This window comes from Streptomyces sp. NPDC001549 (assembly GCF_042894025.1).
In the GTDB taxonomy this organism is placed as follows: Bacteria; Actinomycetota; Actinomycetes; order Streptomycetales; family Streptomycetaceae; genus Streptomyces; species Streptomyces kutzneri.
The window spans coordinates 226,478-248,268 of record NZ_JBIAVJ010000002.1 but is presented as its reverse complement, the minus strand read 5'-3'; the positions used below and the strand labels follow the sequence as shown (position 1 = coordinate 248,268).

Here is a 21,791-nt window from a genome sequence, read left to right as displayed (position 1 = left end):
CCGGAAGACATCCGCGCTGGTGCTACATGGTGGGGCAGCCGATGCTCGAAGCATGCGTCCCGTACACACCGCCCTCGCCGTGCTCGTCGCCGCCGTCTGGGGCTTCAACTTCGTGGTCATCGAGATCGGCCTCGACCACTTCCCGCCCCTGCTCCTGTCCGCCCTGCGCTTCCTCGTCGCCGCCCTGCCCGCCGTGTTCTTCGTCGGGCGGCCCAAGGCCGCCTGGAAGTGGATCGCCGGCGTCGGGATCGCCCTCGGCGTCGCCAAGTTCGGCCTGCTCTTCACCGGCATGGACGCGGGCATGCCGGCCGGACTGTCCTCGCTCGTCCTGCAGATCCAGTCCGTCTTCACCGCCGCCCTCGCCGCCGTCGTGCTGCGCGAGCGGCCGGGCCGGGTGCGGGTGCTCGGGATGGCCGTGGCGCTCGCCGGGATCGCGGTCGCCGCGGTGGACGGCGGGACCTCCGGGCCGGTGCTCGGCTTCACGCTGGTCGTGGCGGCCGCCGCCTGCTGGGGCGTGTCCAACGTCCTGACCCGCAAGGCCGCCCCGCCCGACGCCCTGAACTTCATGGTGTGGGTGTGCACGGTCCCGGTCCTGCCACTGCTCGCGCTCTCGCTGCTGCTGGAGGGCCCCGAGCGGGACCTGGCCGCGCTGCGGGCCCTGGACTGGTCCGGGGTGGCTGTCATCGGCTACGTCGCCTGGGTGTCCACCGTCTTCGGCTTCGCCGCCTGGAGCCACCTGCTGCGCCGCTACCCGGCCTCCTCGGTGGCCCCGTTCTCGCTGCTGGTCCCGGTCTTCGGGATGTCCTCAGCCGCCCTGGTCCTCGGGGAGTCCGTCTCGGGGCTGCGCTGGCTGGCGGCCGTACTGCTGGTGGGCGGGGTGGCGCTGACCTCGCTGGCCCCCGCGCGCGCCGTGAACCGTACGGGGGTCGGTTCGGGCGTCAGCGCGGGGAGCCCTCCTGCAACGGCAGCCGCCAGTCCTGTCCCGTCAGGCTCACTCCGTACGAGCGGTGCGGCCGCTCCGTGATCAGGGTGAACCCGGCCTTCAGGTAGAGCTCGCGGGCGTCGGTCAGCACGTCGTTGGTCCACAGCACCAGCTCGCGGTAGCCGACCGAGCGGGCGAAGGCCACGACGGTGTCGACCAGCAGGGTGCCGACGCCGCGGCCGCGGCCCTGCGGGTCGACCAGGAGCAGCCGCAGCCGGGCGGTGCCGGGCGCGCCCTCCTCCCGTACGCACATCACCGAGCCGACGGGCCGGCCGTCCAGCTCGGCGATCCACACCCGTTCCAGGTGGGGGTCGTGGTCCTGGGCGAAGTCCGCGACGATCCGGGCGACCAGGCCCTCGAAGTCGCTGTTCCAGCCGTACTCGGCGGCGTACAGCGCGCCGTGGCGCTGCACGATCCACCCCAGGTCCCCCGGTTCCGGGTCGCGGAGCCGCACGCTGTCAGCCATGGGGCAACTCTAGGGGGAGGGCGCGCCGGCGGGGCCCCTGAGGGGCTCTTTCCTGCCGCTTACTTCTTGCCACCGCCGAGGATCTCGCCGAGCAGGTCGCCGAGGCCGCCGCCCGCGGCGGGGGCCGCTCCGCCGCCCGTTCCGGGGGCGCCGCCGGGGGCCGCGCCGGGGGCCGCGCCCGCCGCCCCGGTGCCCGCCGCCCTGCCCGAGGCGCGCTTGGCGAGGACCGCCAGGACGACCGGGATCAGCATCTCGATGACCCGGCTGATGGTGGCCGCGGGGATGCCGGTCTGCTTCGAGACGGCGGCGGCCACGGGCTTGCTCACCTTGGCGAGCACCCCGGCCATCATGCCGCCGCTGAGCAGGCCGCCGAGGCCGCCGAACGTGGCCACGCCCTCCAGCGGCGGCTCGGCCTCGGCCACCTCGACGATGGCCTGCCGTACCTCCACGCCGTCGGCGTCGTCCGCGTCGGCCTTCTGCCGGAGGCCGCCGGTCATGGCGCCGACGGTCTCCGCGACGGTCTCGCGGGCGCCGGAGGCGTCCGTGCCGAGCAGGCCGGCGATCTCGGTCAGCTTGTCGTCGCCGAGTTCGCCCAGCACGTCGTCCTGGAATGAAGATTCGCTCATGCCCGAAACGCTACTTCTGTGCCGATTCACCGGCACCTTGAGTAGGCGTTGGGTAACGGAAACGTAAAGCTGTGGTTCCGGATGCAACCCTGCGGGCGTATCGAGGGTCGTATGTTGCGTCGGTGCTTCCGGGGAGGGATCTGGGGGGATCGGGAAGTCCGACACGGGAGGGGTAACCGTGAGGGGGTCCGGCCGCGAGGCGGGACCCCCTTTGGGTTTCCCCCGTCGCACCGCCCCCTTGCATCGCCCCTGCCGCCCCGCCCCCGCGCGTTGTCCACAGGCCTGACGCGCTGTCGGCGCCGCCCGGTAGTTTCGGGTCATGGCAGCAGCAGACGGGGCGCCGCGGACGGTGCAACTGGCGGTGGTCGACGGCGTGCTCGAACGCATCACCTACGCCAACGAGGAGAGCGGGTACACGGTCGCCCGCGTGGACACCGGCCGCGGCGGCGGCGATCTGCTGACGGTGGTCGGCTCGCTGCTGGGCGCCCAGCCCGGCGAGTCCCTGCGCATGGAGGGCCGCTGGGGCTCCCACCCGCAGTACGGCAAGCAGTTCACCGTGGAGAACTACCGGACCGTGCTCCCGGCGACCATCCAGGGCATCCGCCGCTACCTCGGCTCCGGCCTGATCAAGGGCATCGGCCCGAAGATCGCCGAGCGGATCGTGGAGCACTTCGGCACCGACACCCTCGACGTCATCGAGGGCGAGCCGAAGAGGCTGATCGAGGTACCCGGGCTCGGTCCCAAGCGGACGAAGCTGATCGGAGCGGCCTGGGAGGAGCAGAAGGCCATCAAGGAGGTCATGGTCTTCCTCCAGGGCGTCGGCGTCTCCACCTCCATCGCCGTGCGCATCTACAAGAAGTACGCCGACGCCTCCATCTCCGTGGTGAAGAACCAGCCCTACCGGCTCGCCGCCGACGTGTGGGGCATCGGCTTCCTCACCGCTGACCGCATCGCCCAGGCCGTCGGCATCCCGCACGACAGCCCCGAACGGGTCAAGGCCGGCCTCCAGTACGCCCTGTCCCAGTCCACCGACCAGGGGCACTGCTTCCTGCCCGAGGACCGGCTCATCGCCGACGGGGTCAAGCTGCTCCAGGTGGACACGGGGCTGGTGATCGACTGCCTGGCCGAGCTCGCCGCCGACCCGGAAGGGGTCGTACGGGAGTCCGTACCGGATCCGCAGGGCGGGCCGGACCCGCTGACCGCCGTGTACCTGGTGCCCTTCCACCGGGCCGAGCTGTCCCTGGTGGGGCAGGTACGCCGGCTGCTGCACGCCGAGGACGACCGGATGCCGGGCTTCCGGGACGTGGACTGGGAGAAGGCCCTGGGCTGGCTCGCCGGGCGGACGGGGGCCACGCTCGCCCCCGAGCAGCGGGACGCCGTGAAGCTGGCGCTGACCCGCCGGGTCGCCGTCCTCACGGGCGGGCCCGGCTGCGGGAAGTCCTTCACCGTGCGCTCGATCGTCGAGCTGGCCCGGGCGAAGAAGGCCAAGGTGGTGCTGGCCGCGCCCACCGGCCGGGCGGCGAAGCGGCTGGCCGAGCTCACCGGGGCCGAGGCCTCCACGGTGCACCGGCTGCTGGAGCTCAAACCGGGCGGGGACGCGGCGTACGACCGGGAGCGGCCGCTGGACGCGGACCTGGTCGTCGTCGACGAGGCCTCGATGCTGGACCTGCTTCTGGCCAACAAGCTGGTCAAGGCGGTGGCGCCGGGGGCGCACCTGCTGCTGGTCGGCGACGTGGACCAGCTGCCGTCGGTCGGCGCCGGGGAGGTGCTGCGGGACCTGCTGGCCGAGGACGGCCCGGTGCCCGCGGTGCGCCTGACCCGGATCTTCCGGCAGGCCCAGCAGTCCGGGGTGGTCACCAACGCCCACCGGATCAACACCGGGTTGCCGCCGATCACGGACGGGCTGCCGGACTTCTTCCTCTTCCCGGAGGAGGACACCGAGGCGGCCGGGGTGCTGGCCGTGGACGTGGCGGCCCGAAGGATTCCGGCCAGATTCGGGCTCGACCCGCGGCGGGACGTCCAGGTGCTCGCGCCGATGCACCGGGGCCCGGCCGGCGCCGGAAACCTCAACGGACTGCTGCAGCAGGCGATGACTCCGGCCCGGCCGGACCTGCCGGAGAAGAGGTTCGGCGGCCGGGTCTTCCGGGTGGGCGACAAGGTGACCCAGATCCGGAACAACTACGAGAAGGGCGTCAACGGTGTCTTCAACGGCACGGTCGGCGTGGTCACCGGCCTGGACGTGGACGAACAGCGCCTGACGGTACGGACGGAGGAGGATGAGGAGATCGTGTACGAATTCGGTGAGCTCGACGAGCTGGCCCACGCGTACGCCGTCACCATTCACCGTTCACAGGGGAGTGAATATCCGGCGGTGGTGATCCCCGTCACCACCGGGGCCTGGATGATGCTCCAGCGCAACTTGCTCTACACGGCGGTGACCAGGGCGAAGAAACTGGTCGTCCTCGTCGGGTCCCGCAAGGCCCTCGGTCAGGCGGTGCGTACCGTTTCTGCAGGCAGGAGGTACACGGCGGTCGCCGCCAGGCTGTCCGGCCGGATACCGGTGGGAAACATCACCTAGATGATCGATCATTTGGGGTTCCGGCAACCGGCGCGGGGGGGCAGGATGAGGAGGTTGGCGGCACTCAGTGCCGCCAGAAGCACCAAAGGCCGACCCCGAGTGCACTCTCCTGCGCCAAATGGGGGAAGGTAGAGGCAGTCAGGGCACCTCGAAGAAGAGGCACTACGTCGGTGAGGGATGACGTGAGCGACAACTCTGTAGTACTCCGGTACGCGGACGGTGAATACACCTACCCGGTGGTCGAAAGCACCGTCGGTGACCAGGGCTTCGACATCTCGAAGCTGCGGGCCCAGACCGGGCTCGTCACCTTGGACAGTGGGTACGGCAACACCGCGGCCTACAAGTCCGCGATCACCTACCTCGACGGTGAGCAGGGCATCCTGCGTTACCGCGGCTACCCGATCGAGCAGCTCGCCGAGCGTTCGACCTTCATCGAGGTCGCGTACCTGCTGATCAACGGCGAGCTGCCGACCGTCGACCAGCTCGCGTCGTTCCGCAACGAGATCACCCAGCACACGCTGCTGCACGAGGACGTGAAGCGCTTCTACGACGGCTTCCCGCGTGACGCGCACCCGATGGCGATGCTGTCCTCCGTGGTCAGCGCGCTGTCGACGTTCTACCAGGACAGCCACAACCCGTTCGACGAGACGCAGCGCAACCTCTCGACGATCCGGCTGCTGGCCAAGCTCCCGACGATCGCGGCCTACGCGTACAAGAAGTCGGTCGGCCACCCGGTGGTCTACCCGCGCAACGACCTCGGCTACGTCGAGAACTTCCTGCGCATGACCTTCTCCGTGCCGGCCCAGGAGTACGACCTGGACCCGGTCGTGGTCTCCGCGCTCGACAAGCTGCTGATCCTGCACGCGGACCACGAGCAGAACTGCTCCACCTCCACCGTGCGTCTGGTCGGCTCCTCGCAGGCGAACATGTTCGCCTCGATCTCCGCCGGCATCTCGGCCCTGTGGGGCCCGCTGCACGGTGGCGCCAACCAGTCCGTCCTCGAGATGCTGGAAGGCATCAAGAACGACGGCGGCGACGTCGACGCCTTCATCCGCAAGGTGAAGAACAAGGAGGACGGCGTCCGCCTCATGGGCTTCGGACACCGTGTCTACAAGAGCTTCGACCCCCGGGCGAAGATCATCAAGGCGGCGGCGCACGACGTCCTCTCGGCGCTCGGCAAGAGCGACGAGCTGCTCGACATCGCGCTCAAGCTGGAAGAGCACGCGCTGGCCGACGACTACTTCGTCGAGCGCAACCTCTACCCGAACGTGGACTTCTACACCGGTCTCATCTACCGGGCGATGGGCTTCCCCACCGAGATGTTCACCGTGCTCTTCGCGCTCGGCCGCCTTCCCGGCTGGATCGCCCAGTGGCACGAGATGATCAAGGAGCCGGGTTCCCGCATCGGCCGCCCGCGCCAGATCTACACCGGCGAGGTCCTGCGCGACTTCGTTCCCGTAGAAGCCCGCTGACCCGAGGCTTTCCTCCGCGCGGCGTGCGGCCGCGCGGAGCGCACCGCAGGCAACCCTGAGCATGCGAGAAGCGCCCCGCCGTCGATCCCCCCACGGGTCGACGGTCGGGGCGCTTCCCTTTTCCCCGAAACGGATTCCCCCCACGGGACCCGAGCCGGGGCGTCGGTGTGCCGGGACCCGTTCGTCCGGGAGGGCCGCTCAAAGCCTCCCGCGGGTACGTGTCCCGGCCGGCTGATACCCACGGAAACCCCCCAGGTCTCCGTGAAACGTCCCCCAAGACGTTCTTGGCATCGCCCCATTAGACCCATGACGACCCCGGATGGTTACGTTGCGGTCACTGTGATCTGCGTCTCCCGTGAAGGAAGTGTGCGGACCATGAGGAGGAAGGTTACTAGCGGAAGGACCGCAACCGGAGGCTGTTGGTCACCACGAAGACCGAGGAGAAGGCCATCGCGGCCCCCGCGATCATCGGATTGAGCAGACCGGCGGCCGCCAGCGGCAGGGCCGCCAGGTTGTAGCCGAAGGCCCAGAACAGGTTGCCCTTGATCGTGGCCAGGGTGCGGCGCGAGAGCCGGATCGCGTCCGCCGCGACCCGCAGGTCACCCCGTACGAGGGTCAGGTCGCCCGCCTCGATGGCCGCGTCCGTGCCGGTGCCCATGGCCAGCCCCAGGTCCGCCTGGGCCAGCGCGGCCGCGTCGTTGACCCCGTCGCCGACCATCGCGACCGTACGGCCCTGCGCCTGCAGGCGGCGTACGACGTCCACCTTGTCCTGCGGGAGGACCTCGGCGAACACCTCGTCGATGCCCACCTCGCGGGCCACCGTCGCCGCGACGGCCTTGTTGTCGCCCGTCAGCAGGATCGGGGTGAGGCCCAGTGCCCGCAGCCGGGAGACCGCCTCGGCGCTGGTCTCCTTGACCGCGTCGGCCACGGTCAGGACCCCGCGCGCCGCACCGTCCCAGGCCACCAGGACGGCGGTGCTGCCCGCGGCCTCGGCGGCCGCCTTGGCCTCGGCCAGTCCGGCCGGCAGCCCGATCGACCAGTCGGCCAGCAGCTGCTCGCGGCCCACCAGGACGGCGTGTCCGTCGACCACGCCCTGGACACCGAGCCCGGCGACGTTCTCGAAGGACTCCGGAACCGGCAGGGAGCCGGCCCGCTCCGCCGCCCCGGCGGCGACGGCGCGGGCGATCGGGTGCTCCGAGGCGTGCTCCAGGGATCCGGCGAGGCGCAGGAGTTCGCCCTCGTCGACGCCCGCGGCGGTGAAGACGCCGTCGAGGGTCATCCGGCCGGTGGTGACGGTGCCGGTCTTGTCCAGGACGACGGTGTCCACGCGGCGGGTGGATTCCAGCACCTCGGGGCCCTTGATCAGGATGCCGAGCTGCGCGCCCCGCCCGGTGCCGACCATCAGCGCGGTCGGGGTGGCCAGGCCCAGGGCGCACGGGCAGGCGATGATCAGGACGGCCACGGCGGCGGTGAAGGCGGCGGTGGGGTCGTCGGTGATCAGCATCCAGGTGATCCAGGTGCCGATGGCGAGCACCAGGACGACGGGTACGAAGATCCCGGAGATCTGGTCGGCGAGGCGCTGCACCTCGGCCTTGCCGTTCTGCGCGTCCTCCACCATCTTCGCCATCCGGGCGAGCTGGGTGTCGGCGCCGATCCGGGTGGCCTCGACGACCAGGCGTCCGGAGGTGTTGACGGTGGCTCCGGTGACGGAGTCGCGCACGGCGACGTCGACCGGGACGGACTCGCCGGTCAGCATGGAGGCGTCCACGGCGGAGCTGCCCTCGACGACGGTGCCGTCGGTGGCGATCTTCTCGCCGGGGCGGACGACGAACCGGTCGCCGACCGTGAGCGCGCCCACCGGGATCCGGACCTCCTGGCCCGCGCGCAGGACGACGACGTCCTTGGCGCCCAGCTCCAGCAGGGCCTTGAGGGCCGCGCCCGCCTTCCGCTTGGAGCGGGCCTCCAGGTAGCGGCCCAGGAGGATGAAGGAGACGACCCCGGCCGCGACCTCCAGGTAGATGGCGGAGGAGCCGTCGGTGCGGGAGATCGTGCCCCCCTGAACCGTGAAGAGGGCGAATCCGTGCCGCATGCCGGGCATGCCGGCGTGGCCGAAGAACAGGGCCCACAGCGACCAGGTGAAGGCGGCCAGCGTGCCGACCGAGACGAGGGTGTCCATGGTGGCGGCGCCGTGCCGGGCGTTGGTCCAGGCGGCCTTGTGGAAGGGGTACCCGCCCCAGATGACGACGGGGGCCGCGAGGGTCAGGGAGAGCCACTGCCAGTTGTCGAACTGGAGGGCCGGGATCATGGCGAGCAGGACGACGGGCAGGGCGAGCGCGACGGAGACCAGCAGGCGCTGCCGCAGTGCGGCGAGCGCCGGGTCGGGGGCCTCGGCCGCCTCGCTCCGCGCTTCCCCGGCGGCTTCCGGGGCGGCTTCCGGGGCGGGCGGCGGCGGGGGCTCCTCGGCGGTGTAGCCGGTCTTGACGACGGTCGCGATCAGATCGGCGACCTGTACGTCGCCGGTGTAGGAGACGCGGGCCTTCTCGGTGGCGTAGTTCACCGAGGCTTCGACGCCGTCCATCCGGTTGAGCTTCTTCTCGATGCGGGCGGCGCAGGAGGCGCAGGTCATCCCGCCGATCGAGAGTTCGACCGCCGTTATCGGTCCGTCGTGCACTGTGCTGCTGCTCATGTTCCGGCTCCAGAGGGATGGCCGGGCCGTACGGGACCAGTATGAGCTGGCCGGCACGGCCCGGCAGGGTGCCGCGGGGCTGCCGCGGGTGCCGTGCGGGTGGGGCGGGCCGCTCAGACCTGTCCGGCGAACTCGTATCCGGCCTCGTCCACGGCGGCGCGGACGTCCTCGTCCGCGAGCGGGGCGGCGGAGACCACGGTGACCTCGCCGGTCGCGGCGACGGCCTTGACCGTGCTGACGCCCGGCAGGGCGGAGATCTCGGTGGTCACCGCGCCCTCGCAGTGTCCGCAGGTCATGCCGGTCACCCGGTAGACGGTGGTGGTCTGGGTGTCCGTCTCGGCGGTCATGTCGTTCTCCTCTTCAGGGGCGTGTGCCGGTCACCGGGAGGGGCGGCCGATGGCTCCACCGTCCTCCCGACACTTCGAGACTATACCCCTGGGGGGTATCGAAGCGAGTATCGGCTTCCAGTTTTTCGATCCTGGTGGGAAAACTGGCCGGTATGGGCGAACTGTAGGTAATTGGCTGAATGGATCACCCGGGAAGCCTCGCGGGGTATGCGCGCGCCCACCGCGCCCGCCGGTACGGCGGTGGGTGCGGCGGGCGCGGTGGGCGAGTTCAGGCCGGGCGGGGTCGGCAGGGTGGGCCGGGCGGTCAGTGCGGAGGAGCCCTGGTGATCATCGGCTCCAGGTAGCGCAGCAGGACGGTCTTGAGCTCGGCGGTGTAGGCGGCGCGTTCGTCGCCCTCGTGGGCCAGGATCAGGTCGAGGGACGACTTGAAGATGCCCAGGATCATGTTCGAGGTGTGGGCGAGCTCGTGGGCCGGGGCCTGGGGGCAGAAGTCGCGCAGCACTGCCTCGATGCGGGTGAGCAGGCCGGCGTGCAGTTCCTCGTGCTCCTGGGCGATGCCGGGGACGCCGGTGCCGTGCATGAGGGCCCAGAAGGCCGGGTTCTCGCAGTTGAAGGCGATGACCGGGTCGAGGACGGCGTCGAGCAGCTCGGGCAGGGGGCGCTGGAGGTTCTCGGGGCGGAAGGCCTGTCCGTGCGTCTCGTGCGCGCGCTGGAGGAGCTGGCCGCCGAGCTCGACCGCGATGGCCTCTTTGTTGGGGAAGTACTGGTAGAGGGTGCCCGGCGACACGCCCGCCTCGCGGGCGATGGCGTTGGTGCTGGCCGAGGCGTAGCCGGTACGGCAGAACACGCCGGCGGCGGCGGTCAGCAGCTGGGAGATCCGGCGCTCGCCGCGGGCCTGGCGGCGGCGCGGGGTGGCGGCCCCGGCTCCGGCGTCCCCGGTGCCCGCGTCCCCAGTGCCCGCGTCGGCGGCGTCGACGGCGGGGCTCTTAGTCCCATTTTCTGTGTTTTTGCCCATGCGTGTCCCCGGCATGTCCAATCCCCTGCTTCCCGTGGGTGATTGACAAACACGAGAGATCGCTCGCATTCTTGAAATACGCGAGCGACTGCTCGTGTTTGCCAGTCTATGTGGCCTGGCAATCACGGTGAAGGGGACACCGAGCCATGTCCGAAGTCAAGAAACCGCCGTCCTCCGGGGCGGACGCGGGGTGGACCCGGTTCGTCACGGCCCGGCCGCGGCTCACGCTGCTGCTCGCCCTGCTGGTCACGGCCCTGGCCGTGGTCGCGGGCGGCGGCGTCGCCGACCGGCTGGGAAGCGGCGGCTGGGAGGACCCGGGCGCCCAGTCCACCTATGCCGCGCGGGCCCTGGAGCGGGAGTTCCCGCACTCCGAGCCCAACCTGCTCCTGCTCGTCGACGCCGCGGCGGGCACCACGGGGGTCGACGACCCCGCCGTGGCCGCCGAAGCCGAACGGCTCGCGACCGCGCTCGCCGCCGAACGGGGGGTCGTCGGCGTCGGCTCGTACTGGCGTACCCAGCTGCCCGCGCTGCGCTCCGAGGACGGACGGCAGGCACTCATCGTTGCCCGCGTCCAGGGCGACGAGAAGACGGCCACCGCGGCACTGGACCGCATGGCCCCGCGCTACGAGGGCGAGCACGGCCCGGTGCGGGTGTCCCTCGGCGGCCCCGCGGCGGTCCAGCGCGAGGTCACCCGGACCATCCAGGAAGACCTGCTGCGCGCCGAGCTCATCGCCCTGCCGGTCACCCTCGTCCTGCTCGTCCTCGTCTTCGGCAGCGCGGTCGCCGCCCTGCTCCCGCTCGGCGTCGGCATCGTGGCCATCCTCGGCACCAATGCCGTACTGCGCGGACTCACCGAGTTCACGGACGTCTCCGTCTTCGCCCAGAACCTGACCACCGCGCTCGGCCTCGGACTTGCCGTCGACTACGCCCTGTTCATCGTCCGCCGGTTCCGCGAGGAGCTCGCCGCCGGGCGCGATCCGGTCGCCGCGGTCGGGGTCACCCTGCGCACCGCCGGGCGCACCGTGCTGTTCTCGGCGCTCACCGTCGCCGTCTCGCTCTCGGCGATGCTCTTCTTCCCCATGTACTTCCTGCGCTCCTTCGCCTACGCCGGGGTCGCGGTGGTGCTGCTCGCGGCGGCGGCCGCGCTGATCCTGCTGCCGGCCGCCCTGGTGCTCCTCGGCGATCGGGTCAACTCCCTCGACCTGCGCCGGCTGTGGCGGCGGGGCCGGCCGGAGGCGGCCGCAACCGGGCCCGCGGAGGCGGGCCGGGGCTGGGGGTGGACGGCCGCTCTCGTGATGCGGCGCGCCCCGGTCTTCGCCGTGGCCACCACCGTGGGTCTGCTGCTCCTCGGACTGCCCTTCACAGGCGTCAGGTTCGGCACGGTCGACGACCGGCAGCTCCCGAAGGACGCCCCCTCCCACGTGGTGCAGGAGCAGATCCGCGACGGCTTCCCGAACAGCCCCGGCGGCGGTCTCACCGTGCTCGCCGAGGGCGCGCCCGGCCCCGAGGACCTCGCGGCCTACCGGGACCGGCTGGCCGCCCTGCCCGGGGTGACCCGGGTCGACGGGCCGATCGGCTCCGCGACGGGAAGCGGGTACACCTCCTTCTCGGTGTCCGTCGAGGGCGAGGCCGTGGGGCAGACGGCCCGGGACATGGTCGACGAGGTCCGCGCCGTGGACGCCGGCTTCAAGACCTCGGTGACCGGACAGGCGGCCGTCCTCGTCGACGCGCAGAAGGCCATCGGCGACGCGCTGCCCGCGGCGGCGGCCCTGGTGGTCCTGGCCACGCTGCTGCTGGTGTTCCTGCTCACCGGGAGCCTCCTGATACCGCTCCAGGCGGTGCTGCTCAATGCCCTCAGCCTGACCGCGATGTTCGGGGCGGTGGTGTGGGTGTTCCAGGAGGGCAACCTCTCCGGGCTCCTCTCCTTCACCGCCACCGGAGACATAGAGACCACCCTGCCGGTGCTGATGTTCTGCATCGCCTTCGGGCTCTCCATGGACTACGGGGTGTTCCTCATATCCCGCATCAAGGAGGAGTACGACCGGACCGGGGACCACGAGAGCGCCGTCCGGGCGGGGCTGGCCCGCACCGGCGGGCTGATCACCGCGGCGGCCGTGATCCTGGCGGTGGTGATGGTGGCGATCGGCACCTCCCGGGTGACCAACACCAAGATGCTGGGGCTCGGGATCGCGCTGGCGGTCCTCATGGACGCCATGGTCGTCCGCAGCCTTCTGGTCCCGGCGGTGATGAAGCTGACCGGACGGGCCACCTGGTGGGCCCCCGCCCCGCTGCGCCGCCTGCACGAGAGGTTCGGCCTGAGCGAGGGCGAGTCCGCGCCCCCGGCGCCGGAGCCGGACCGGATACCCGTGGGAGCCGGCGCCTAGCGGGTTCGGTTACGGGGGCGGGTGAGGGGATCAGGACGGGCCCCTCACCCGGCGTCGAAGGAGTCAGTCCTCGCGGCGGCCCCGGTTACCGGGCCGGCGGGCCACCCAGGCGCGCACGGTATCGGCATACCAGTAGGGCTTGCCCCCCTCCACGTGGTCGGGTGTGGGCAGCAGCCCGTGCTTGCGGTAGGAGCGCACCGTGTCCGGCTGGACCCGGATGTGGGCGGCGATCTCCTTGTACGACCACAGCTGTCGGTCGCTCATGCTGGACACCTCCTTGTCCACGCCGCGGGGCCGGCCGGGAGGCCGTCGGGGGAGCCGGCGCGTGGACACTGACGATCATTCGGGTTGTGCCCGGGGAACGACGCGGAGTGACGACAGGGGAGGGGCTGTCGGTCTCCTGTGACGGAAGACCCGCGTAATGCGGACATGCGTGACAGAAGGGGGACCCCTGTGACAAGAGAGCCACAGGGGTCAGGTGAGTAGTTGGCGGGGCGTCAGCGGTACAGGGCCGGGCGTTCCGTCAGCTCCACGACGGCTCGTACACCGGTGCGCGCCGCCGCGAGGCCCGCCTCGGAGACGGCGGCCGCCGCGTAGCCGTCCCACGCGTCGGGCCCCGCCACCCGGCCGCGCGCGGCCGCGGCCACCCAGCTCCGCAGCTGGCGGTCGTAGGCATCGGCGAAGCGCACCGTGAAGTCCTGGTCGATGGCCCCGCCCCAGCGGCCCGCCGACTGGACCACCATCGCGTGTCCGTCGCCGATCCGGGCACTGCCCGCCTCGCCGACCGCCTCGCACTGCACCTGGTAGCCGAAACCGCAGTTGACGAAGATCTCCACGTCGACGACGGCTCCGCCGGAGGTCTCCAGCAGCACCAGCCGGGGATCGCTCAGCCCCTCGGGAGCGGCTGCCGTGGGCCGTGGCGAGAGCACGGTGACGGCGGTGATCTCCTGCCCCAGCAGCCAGCGGGCCGCGTCCACCTCGTGCACCACCGAATCGCTGATCAGCATGTCGCTGGTGAAGAACGACGGCGAGGAGGCATTGCGGTGCCGGCAGTGCAGGAAGAGCGGGCGCCCGATCCCGCCCGCGTCCAGCAGCTCCTTCAGCCGGGCGTACTCGGTGTCGTACCGCCGCATGAACCCCACCTGCACCAGGCGCCGCCCCAGCCGCTGTTCGGCCTCCATGACGCGCAGCGCCCCCGCCGGGTCCGGGGTCAGCGGCTTCTCGCACAGCACCGGCAGCTCCCGCTCCAGGGCGTGCAGGATCGCCTCCTCGTGGGCGGGTCCGGGCGAGGCGATCAGCACGGCCTGGACGCCGGGCGCGGCTATCGCGGCCGCCGGGTCGGTGTGCGCCGTCGCCCCGTCCAGGGTGCCCGCGACCTCCTTGACCCGGTCACCGTCCGGGTCGGCCACGGCCACCACACGGGCCCCGCCCACCGTCCGCCCGATCCGGCGGACGTGGTCGGCGCCCATCTTCCCGGTGCCGATGACGGCGATGCCGAGCGTGCTCATGTCGTACTCCTCTTCCTTCCGAAGGGTCAGCGGGCGCCGCAGGAGCGGAGGTAGGCGCGGGTCCGCCGGGCGATCGGCAGCGGCCGGTCGGGCGGACAGGGATACATGTCCTGCTCCACGATGGCGAACAGGTCCACGTCCAGGCGCTGGGCCGCCGCGAGCACCGGTTCCAGCGCGGGCACCCCCGAGGGCGGTTCGCACATCACCCCGCGGCCCACGGCCGGCCCGAAGGGCAGCTCCTCGGCGACGACTTCGGCGAGGATCCGCGGATCGACCTGCTTGAGGTGGAGGTAGCCGATCCGCTCGCCGAAGGTCTCCACGGCCTGCACGCTGTCCCCGCCGCAGTACGCGTAGTGCCCCGTGTCCAGACAGAGGGAGACGAGCCCGGGGTCGGTGGCGTCCAGGAAGCGGGCCACGTTCTCCGGGGTGTCGATGTGGGTGTCGGCGTGCGGGTGGACGACGATCCGCAGCCCGTACCGGTCCTGGACCTCCCGGCCGAGGCGCTCGGTCTGCGAGGTCAGTTCACGCCATTGGGCGGGGGCCAGCGTGCGGTCCTCCCGTACCTCCCCGGTCTTGTCGTCCCGCCAGAAGGAGGGGATGACGACGAGATGGGCCGCGCCCGTGGCCTGGGTGAGCGCCGCGATCCGCGACACGTGCTCCCAGGTGTCCTCCCACACGGCGGGCCCGTGATGGAGTCCGGTGAAGACGGTTCCGGCCGAGACGCGCAGCCCGCGCTTGGCCGTTTCCTCGGCGAGTCGGGCGGGATCGGTGGGCAGATAGCCGTAGGGGCCGAGTTCGATCCACTCGTACCCGGCGTCGGCGACCTCGTCGAGGAAGCGTTCCCACGGGGTCTGCCGGGGGTCGTCGGGAAACCAGACACCCCAGGAGTCCGGAGCCGAACCGATCCGGATACGGGTCAACGCGGGCGGGGAGGACGTCATAACGGCCACCTTAGGGTGGAGGACCAATGGGAGGACTGACTGTGACCGGCACCGGCGATCCGTTCGCGTTCGACCTGATCACGATGGGCCGGATCGGGGTGGATCTCTACCCGTTGACGACGGGCATACCACTGGCCGAGGCGGAGACGTTCGGCAAGTTCCTGGGCGGCTCCCCGACCAACGTGGCCGTCGCGGCGGCCCGGCTGGGACGCCGGGTGGCAGTGATCACCCGTACCGGAGCGGACCCCTTCGGCGGGTATCTGCGCTCCGAGCTGCGGGGGTTCGGGGTGGACGACCGGTGGGTCGCCGAGGTCGCCGGACTGCCGACCCCCATCACCTTCTGCGAGATCTTCCCTCCGGACCACTTCCCGCTGTACTTCTACCGGCTGCCGAAGGCCCCGGATCTGCAGATCGTGGCGGACGAGGTGGACCTGGCGGCGGTACGGGCGGCCCGCGTGTTCTGGATGACGGGTACGGGCCTGAGCGAGGAACCCTCACGGGCGGCGACGCTGGCGGCGCTGGAGGCCCGCGCGCGGACCGGGACGACGGTCTTCGACCTGGACTGGCGGCCGATGCTGTGGCGGGAGAAACCCGGTCTGTACTACGAGCGGGCGCTGCGCTCGGCGACGGTGGCCGTGGGGAACGCGGAGGAGTGCGAGATCGCCACGGGCGAGTCGGATCCGCACGCGGCGGCGCGGGCGCTGCTCGCGGCGGGCGTGGAACTGGCGGTGGTCAAGCGCGGCCCGGAGGGCGTACTGGCGGTCCACCGCGACGGCACGGTGGCGGAGGTCGCGCCGGTGCCGGTGGAGGTGGTCAACGGGCTGGGCGCGGGGGACGCGTTCGGCGGGGCGCTGTGCCATGGGCTGCTGGCGGGGTGGGAACTGGAACGGGTGATGCGGTACGCGAACGCGGCCGGGGCGATCGTCGCCACGCGGCTGGCGTGCGCGGCGGCGATGCCGTTCCCTCACGAGGTGGAGGAGGTGCTGGGGCGTGCCGGTGGTGTCTGAGTGGGGGATGGAGCGGACGAGGTTGATGGTCCTCGACCTGGCCCCGGGGGAGGTGTACGCGCACGCGTGCGGGGAGTGCGAGTGGATCGTGCTCCCACTGTCGGGCGGGTGCCAGGTCCGCTGCCGGGCTCTGCCCGGACCCGCGCCCCAAACGCCGGCGGGGCTGGAGAACGGGGGCTCTGGCCCGGGCGCTGCGCGCGCTCGGGCAAATCCCTCCGCCCCGTCCGCCCCGTCCGCCCCCTCCGCCCCGTCCGCCCCGTCCGGCCCGGACTACGGACGGGGCCGGCCAGATCCAGCCTCGGCGGCGTTTGAGGCGCGGGGGTTCGGGGGCGGCGCCCCCGCAGCGGAGCAGCAGGTGTTCGAACTGATGGGACGAGAAGGGGTGTTCAGCGGCGTCACCGACTTCGTCTACCTGCCACGGGGCGCGGACGCGGAGATCCGGTCGGCCGCCGGGGGCCGGTTCGCCCTCGCCGGGGCCCGGTGCGAGCGGCGGCTGCCCGCGCGGTACGGCCCCGCCGCCGACGTCCCCGTAGAGCTCCGCGGCGCGGGCCAGTGCTCGCGGCAGGTCAACAACTTCGCCGCCGCCGGCCCGGACGGCTTCGACTGCGACCGGCTCATCGCCGTCGAGGTACTCACCCCCGGCGGGAACTGGTCCTCGTACCCGCCCCACAAACACGACGAGCACCACCCCGGCGAGGAGTCCCGCCTGGAGGAGATCTACTACTTCGAGATCGCCCCGCACGGGGACACCCCCGGGCTCGGCTACCAGCGCGTCACCCCCTCCCCGGCCGGGAAGACCGACATCCTCACCGAGGTGCGGACCGGGGACGCGGTGCTGATCCCCGACGGCTGGCACGGGCCGTCCATGGCCGCCCCCGGGCACGACATGTACTACCTGAACGTGATGGCCGGACCGGATGCGACCCGGGAGTGGCTGATCCGGGACCACCCCGACCACGGCTGGATCCGCGGCAGCTGGGACGGCCAGGACATCGACCCCCGGCTGCCCTTCTCCCGGACGGAGGACCACCGGTGAGGCTCACCGTCGCGCAGGCGCTCGTCCGCTTCCTGTCCCGCCAGTACACCGAGCGCGACGGACAACGGAACCGGCTGATCGCCGCCACCTGGGGGATCTTCGGGCACGGGAACGTGGCGGGCATCGGCCAGGCCCTCCTGGAGAGCGGGCCCGAGGCCATGCCCTTCCTCCAGGGCCGCAACGAGCAGGCCATGGTGCACGCCGCCGTCGGATACGCCCGCCAGTGCGGCCGCCTCTCCGCGCACGCCGTCACCACCTCCATCGGGCCCGGCGCCACCAACCTCGTCACCGGCGCCGCCCTCGCCACCATCAACCGGATCCCGGTGCTCCTGCTGCCCGGCGACACCTTCGCCACCCGGCCCGCCGACCCCGTGCTCCAGCAGCTGGAGGTCCCGTACGCCGGGGACATCTCCGTCAACGACACCCTGCGACCCGTCTCCCGCCACTTCGACCGGATCACCCGCCCCGAGGCCCTGATCCCGGCCGCTCTCCAGGCCGTACGGGTGCTCACCGACCCCGTGCAGACCGGCGCCGTCACCCTCGCGCTGCCGCAGGACGTACAGGCGCAGGCGTACGACTGGCCCGAGGAGTTCTTCGCCGAGCGCGTGTGGGGGGTGCGCCGGCCGCGGCCCGACCGGCACGAGCTGGCCCGCGCCGCCGAGGCCGTACGGGGCTCCGCGCGCCCGCTGATCGTCGCCGGCGGCGGGATCCGGCACAGCGAGGCCCGCGCGGCCCTGGCCGCCTTCGCCGAGGCCACCGGGATCCCGGTGGCCGTCACCCAGGCGGGCAAGGGCGTCCTGCCGTACGGGCACCCCGCCGACGTGGGCGGGATCGGCCACACCGGCACCTCCACCGCCGCCGCGCTCGCCCGGGAGGCCGACCTCGTCATCGCCGCCGGGACCCGGCTGACCGATTTCACCACCGCCTCGGCGACCCTCTTCCAGAACCCCGCCGTCCGGTTCGTCGGCCTCAACCTGGACCCGTACGACGCCCACAAACTCGCCGCCCTCCCCCTGGTCGCCGACGCCCGCGAGGGGCTCGACGAGCTGCGGGGCGCCCTCGCCGGCCATCGCACGGACCCGGCGTACGGGGCGCGGTACGCGGCGGAGCGGGCGCGCTGGGAGAGCCGCGTCGAGCGGGCGTACGCCGTCCCGGAGGCGGACGAGGACGACCCGCCCACCCAGGCCCAGGTGCTCGGGCTGCTCGACGCCCTCGTCGACGGCACCGACATCCTGATCAACGCGGCCGGCTCCCTCCCCGGCGACCTGCACAAGCTGTGGCGGGCCCGGTCGCAGGACCAGTACCACGTGGAGTACGGGTACTCCTGCATGGGCTACGAAATCCCGGCGGCGATCGGCGTGGCGCTGGCCGCGCCCGGCCGGCCGGTGTGGGCGCTGGTCGGCGACGGGACGTACCTGATGAATCCGACCGAGATCGTCACAGCCGTCCAGGAGGGCATCCCGATCAAGGTGGTGATCCTCGACAACCACGGCTACGCCTCCATCGGCGGCCTGTCGGGGGCGGTGGGCGGCGAGGGCTTCGGCACCGCGTACCGCTTCCGGGAGCCCGACTCCGGATACACGGGGGACCCCCTTCCCGTGGACCTCGCGGCCAACGCGGCCTCCCTCGGAATGGCCGTGATCCGCGCCCGCACCACGCGTGACCTGCGCGAAGCCCTCGCCGAGGCCCGTTCGGCGACCCGACCCACATGTGTCTACGTACAGACCCGAACGCCCGACACTGTGTCGGGCCCACCCCCGGCACAGGCGTGGTGGGATGTTCCTGTGGCCGAGACCGCGACCCGCAAGGCCGCTGCCACGGCCCGTGAAGAGTACGACCGGCAAGCCGCGCAGCGACGTCGCCATCTGTGAAGGAGCAAGGCAATGAAGACCGTCAACCACTGGATCGGTGGCAAGACCGTCGAGGGCGCGTCGGGCAACTACGGCCCGGTCACCGACCCGGCCACCGGCGAGGTCACCACGCAGGTAGCGCTCGCCTCGGCCGACGAGGTCGACGCGGCGGTACAGGTCGCCAAGGAGGCCTACCTCAGCTGGGGCCAGTCCTCGCTGGCCGCCCGCACCAAGGTGCTGTTCGCCTACCGCGCCCTGCTGGACGCCAACCGCGACGCCATCGCCGCCCTGATCACCGCCGAGCACGGCAAGGTCCACTCGGACGCGCTGGGCGAGGTCGCCCGCGGCCTGGAGATCGTCGAGCTGGCCTGCGGCATCACCACGCAGCTCAAGGGCGAGCTGTCCACGTCGGTCTCCAACCGGGTGGACGTCTCCTCGATCCGCCAGCCGCTGGGCGTCGTCGCGGGCATCACCCCGTTCAACTTCCCGGCGATGGTCCCGATGTGGATGTTCCCGCTGGCCGTGGCCTGCGGAAACACCTTCATCCTCAAGCCGAGCGAGAAGGACCCGTCGGCCGCCAACAAGCTCGCCGAGCTGGCGACCGAGGCCGGTCTGCCGGCGGGTGTGCTGAACGTGGTCCACGGCGACAAGGTGGCCGTCGACGCGCTGCTCGCCCACCCCGGTATCGCGGCCGTCTCCTTCGTCGGCTCGACCCCGATCGCCCGCCACATCCACACCACCGCCTCGGCCAACGGCAAGCGCGTCCAGGCCCTGGGCGGAGCCAAGAACCACATGCTGGTCCTGCCGGACGCCGACCTGGACGCCGCCGCCGACGCGGCCGTGTCCGCGGCCTACGGCTCGGCCGGTGAGCGCTGCATGGCGATCTCCGCCGTCGTGGCCGTCGGCGAGATCGGCGACGAGCTCGTCGAGAAGATCCGCGAGCGCGCCGAGAAGATCAAGATCGGCCCCGGCAACGACCCGGCCTCCGAGATGGGCCCGCTGATCACCGCCGCCCACCGCGACAAGGTCGCCACGTACGTCAAGGGCGCGGCCGACCAGGGCGCGGAGGTCGTCCTCGACGGGACCGGCTTCACGGTCGAGGGCAACGAGAACGGTCACTGGATCGGCCTGTCCCTGCTGGACCACGTGAAGACCGACTCCGACGCCTACCGCGACGAGATCTTCGGCCCGGTCCTGTGCGTGCTGCGCGCCGAGACCTACGAGGAGGGCGTGGCCCTCATCAACGCCTCGCCGTTCGGCAACGGCACCGCGATCTTCACCCGCGACGGCGGCGCCGCCCGCCGGTTCCAGCTGGAGATCGAGGCCGGCATGGTCGGCGTCAACGTCCCGATCCCGGTGCCGGTGGGCTACCACTCCTTCGGCGGGTGGAAGGACTCGCTCTTCGGCGACCACCACATCTACGGCAACGACGGCATCCACTTCTACACCCGCGGCAAGGTCGTCACGACCCGCTGGCCGGACCCCTCCGAGGGCCACCTCGGCGTGGACCTGGGCTTCCCCCGCAACCACTGACCGCCCCGCCCCACCCCCAGCAGTCCCAGTAATCCCAGCGATCCCGGCGATCCCGGCGCCCAGCAGCCCCCGGCCACCTTCCCCCGGCCGGGGGCTGCGGCCGTGACCGCCGAACGCCGTCGCCCGCGGGCAGCCGCGCCGGTCAGTGCGTCCGGGCCAGGTCCGGCACGGACTGAGGCTGTTCGCCCGCCGCGCGGCGCCGGCGGCGCAGCACCCACCCCGTGGCGCCCGCGCCCGCCAGCACAAGGAGCAGGCCCACGGCCGGCCAGGGCACGGCGACGAACTCGGTTTCGGACTTCGAGACCAGATCCGGGTGGGCCGCCGCGCCCGCCGTGATCTTGACGGTCACCCAGTCCGACTGGGGGGCGTCCGGCCACGGTTCGGTCAGTTCGATCCGCTGGCCCGGCAGCAGGGACAGCTTCAGCTCGCGGGCGGTCCGGTCCAGCACCTCGCGCCCGAACAACCCCTCGGCGGACACCGCCACCCTGGGCTCGACGACCACGTTGCCCCGGTTGACCAGCGCGTACGAGATCGTGGCGCGGGCGTTGTTCACCCAGGGCAGCAGCGGCGCCGAGCGGCTGACCCGTACGTCCTCCACGCTCAGCCCCGCCGTGATCGGCCCCGGCACCCGGAAGTACAGCCGGGCGCCCACCGAGCGCTTCACCCCGACCTGGACCTTGCCCTCCTGCTGCACGCCCTCCACGGCGGTGCCCAGGGCGACGATCCCGCCGACGTGGTCACCGGGCGTCGCATCCGCCGGGACCTTCACGGTGAACGGGAGGTCCTTGCGGCCCTTGGCGGGCACGGTGACGGTGCTCGCGGTCTCCGGCGCCAGCGTGACCCACGCGCCCACGTCCTTCGGCTTCGTCTCCACCGGCAGCAGCGCGAAGGCGCCGCCCGCCGGGGTGTTCACGGCGTCGGTGGCGAAGACCTGGAACGTCAGCTCCTTGTCGGAGGAGTTCACGATCGTCACGCTGTCGCTCAGCGTGCTCCCGGCCGCGCCCTGGTGGAAGAAGTACGCACGGTCCGTCATCGCCGCACCGGCCGCGGGCGTCGGGAACACCCCCCACGTGCCGTTGTCCGCGGCGCTCGCCGCGGTGGTGGGCAGCAGGCCCGCGCCGCCGAGCAGCAGGCCGAGGAGCAGGCCGTACGGGAAGGTGCGGCTACGGGTGCGGCTACGGGTACGCGTGCGCATGGGCGGTCTCCAGTGGGCGCGGAAAGGGGAAAGGGGTGGTGGGGGGGCGGCGGGGCCCCCCCCCCCCCCCCCCGCCGCCGGGCGGGGGACGCGCTCGAGAAGGTGACCACCCCCGGGTTGGTGTGCGCGAACAACAAAGGCGGGCGCGGGGTAAAAAACCCGCCC

General features: G+C 72.2%; 16 protein-coding genes and 1 pseudogene. 8 read left to right on the top strand and 9 right to left on the bottom strand.

The genetic code is table 11. The annotated features are described in order from the left end of the window. The first annotated feature begins 52 nt into the window (after window positions 1-52). The gene (locus tag ACFY04_RS03975; RefSeq protein ID WP_389114079.1) at window positions 53-1,024 is read left to right on the top strand and encodes an EamA family transporter; all 972 of its coding nucleotides are present in this window, start codon (window positions 53-55) and stop codon (window positions 1,022-1,024) included. On the opposite strand, the pseudogene ACFY04_RS03970 reads toward ACFY04_RS03975, so the two are convergent. Then, window positions 939-1,436: pseudogene (locus tag ACFY04_RS03970) on the bottom strand (GNAT family N-acetyltransferase); the annotation flags it as partial. The gene ACFY04_RS03975 and the pseudogene ACFY04_RS03970 overlap by 86 nt on opposite strands. Before the next feature lie 71 nt (window positions 1,437-1,507). Further along, entirely contained in the window at window positions 1,508-2,074 is a 567-nt protein-coding gene (locus tag ACFY04_RS03965; RefSeq protein ID WP_389114078.1) for a DUF937 domain-containing protein, read from the bottom strand. Window positions 2,075-2,393: 319 nt separating this feature from the next. Here ACFY04_RS03965 and ACFY04_RS03960 point away from each other — a divergent pair, with 319 nt between their 5' ends. Together ACFY04_RS03960 and ACFY04_RS03955 are read left to right on the top strand one after the other, a co-directional pair. Beyond that, window positions 2,394-4,652, top strand: coding sequence for an ATP-dependent RecD-like DNA helicase (locus tag ACFY04_RS03960; RefSeq protein ID WP_389114077.1), 2,259 nt, complete (start codon window positions 2,394-2,396; stop codon window positions 4,650-4,652). 182 nt (window positions 4,653-4,834) lie between these two features. After that, complete coding sequence (locus ACFY04_RS03955; protein ID WP_052871576.1) at window positions 4,835-6,124, top strand: citrate synthase; 1,290 nt, start codon at window positions 4,835-4,837, stop codon at window positions 6,122-6,124. 391 nt (window positions 6,125-6,515) lie between these two features. Here the strand turns inward: ACFY04_RS03955 and ACFY04_RS03950 are convergent, their stop codons facing one another. The 3 genes from ACFY04_RS03950 to ACFY04_RS03940 form a co-directional block, all read right to left on the bottom strand. After that, window positions 6,516-8,810: a heavy metal translocating P-type ATPase gene (locus ACFY04_RS03950; protein WP_389114076.1), complete on the bottom strand. Its 2,295-nt coding sequence runs from the start codon at window positions 8,808-8,810 to the stop codon at window positions 6,516-6,518. Between the two features lie 113 nt (window positions 8,811-8,923). Beyond that, on the bottom strand, window positions 8,924-9,157 hold the full coding sequence (locus ACFY04_RS03945; protein WP_030384770.1) for a heavy-metal-associated domain-containing protein: 234 nt from the start codon (window positions 9,155-9,157) through the stop codon (window positions 8,924-8,926). A 304-nt stretch (window positions 9,158-9,461) separates the two neighbouring features. Further along, window positions 9,462-10,172, bottom strand: coding sequence for a TetR/AcrR family transcriptional regulator (locus tag ACFY04_RS03940; RefSeq protein WP_389114075.1), 711 nt, complete (start codon window positions 10,170-10,172; stop codon window positions 9,462-9,464). A 146-nt stretch (window positions 10,173-10,318) separates the two neighbouring features. Between ACFY04_RS03940 and ACFY04_RS03935 the strand changes: the two genes are divergently transcribed. Beyond that, window positions 10,319-12,556 (top strand): MMPL family transporter, encoded by a 2,238-nt coding sequence (locus ACFY04_RS03935; RefSeq protein WP_389114074.1) that lies wholly within the window; start codon window positions 10,319-10,321, stop codon window positions 12,554-12,556. Window positions 12,557-12,619: 63 nt separating this feature from the next. Here the strand turns inward: ACFY04_RS03935 and ACFY04_RS03930 are convergent, their stop codons facing one another. From ACFY04_RS03930 to ACFY04_RS03920, 3 genes are all read right to left on the bottom strand, one after another. Further along, window positions 12,620-12,820, bottom strand: a complete 201-nt coding sequence (locus ACFY04_RS03930) for an AlpA family transcriptional regulator (protein WP_030716013.1) — start codon at window positions 12,818-12,820, stop codon at window positions 12,620-12,622. Between the two features lie 233 nt (window positions 12,821-13,053). After that, window positions 13,054-14,064, bottom strand: coding sequence for a Gfo/Idh/MocA family protein (locus ACFY04_RS03925; RefSeq protein WP_389114073.1), 1,011 nt, complete (start codon window positions 14,062-14,064; stop codon window positions 13,054-13,056). 26 nt (window positions 14,065-14,090) lie between these two features. Continuing rightward, window positions 14,091-15,005: a sugar phosphate isomerase/epimerase family protein gene (locus tag ACFY04_RS03920; protein ID WP_389114072.1), complete on the bottom strand. Its 915-nt coding sequence runs from the start codon at window positions 15,003-15,005 to the stop codon at window positions 14,091-14,093. A 26-nt stretch (window positions 15,006-15,031) separates the two neighbouring features. Between ACFY04_RS03920 and iolC the strand changes: the two genes are divergently transcribed. Genes iolC through ACFY04_RS03900 form a run of 4 tightly spaced genes read left to right on the top strand, consistent with a single transcriptional unit; the run spans window position 15,032 to window position 20,431 of the window. Continuing rightward, window positions 15,032-16,012 (top strand): 5-dehydro-2-deoxygluconokinase, encoded by a 981-nt coding sequence (iolC, locus tag ACFY04_RS03915; protein ID WP_389114071.1) that lies wholly within the window; start codon window positions 15,032-15,034, stop codon window positions 16,010-16,012. A gap of 7 nt (window positions 16,013-16,019) precedes the next feature. Beyond that, window positions 16,020-17,048 carry a 5-deoxy-glucuronate isomerase gene (gene iolB, locus ACFY04_RS03910; RefSeq protein WP_389114281.1) on the top strand — a complete coding sequence of 343 codons (1,029 nt, stop codon included), beginning with the start codon at window positions 16,020-16,022 and terminating at the stop codon, window positions 17,046-17,048. Then, window positions 17,045-18,919: a 3D-(3,5/4)-trihydroxycyclohexane-1,2-dione acylhydrolase (decyclizing) gene (gene iolD / locus ACFY04_RS03905; protein ID WP_389114070.1), complete on the top strand. Its 1,875-nt coding sequence runs from the start codon at window positions 17,045-17,047 to the stop codon at window positions 18,917-18,919. The genes iolB and iolD overlap by 4 nt, the downstream gene beginning before the upstream one ends. A 12-nt stretch (window positions 18,920-18,931) precedes the next feature. Beyond that, window positions 18,932-20,431 (top strand): CoA-acylating methylmalonate-semialdehyde dehydrogenase, encoded by a 1,500-nt coding sequence (locus tag ACFY04_RS03900; RefSeq protein ID WP_389114069.1) that lies wholly within the window; start codon window positions 18,932-18,934, stop codon window positions 20,429-20,431. A 142-nt stretch (window positions 20,432-20,573) separates the two neighbouring features. On the opposite strand, the gene ACFY04_RS03895 is transcribed toward ACFY04_RS03900, so the two are convergent. After that, window positions 20,574-21,626, bottom strand: a complete 1,053-nt coding sequence (locus ACFY04_RS03895) for a WxL protein peptidoglycan domain-containing protein (protein WP_389114068.1) — start codon at window positions 21,624-21,626, stop codon at window positions 20,574-20,576. Window positions 21,627-21,791 lie beyond the last annotated feature (165 nt).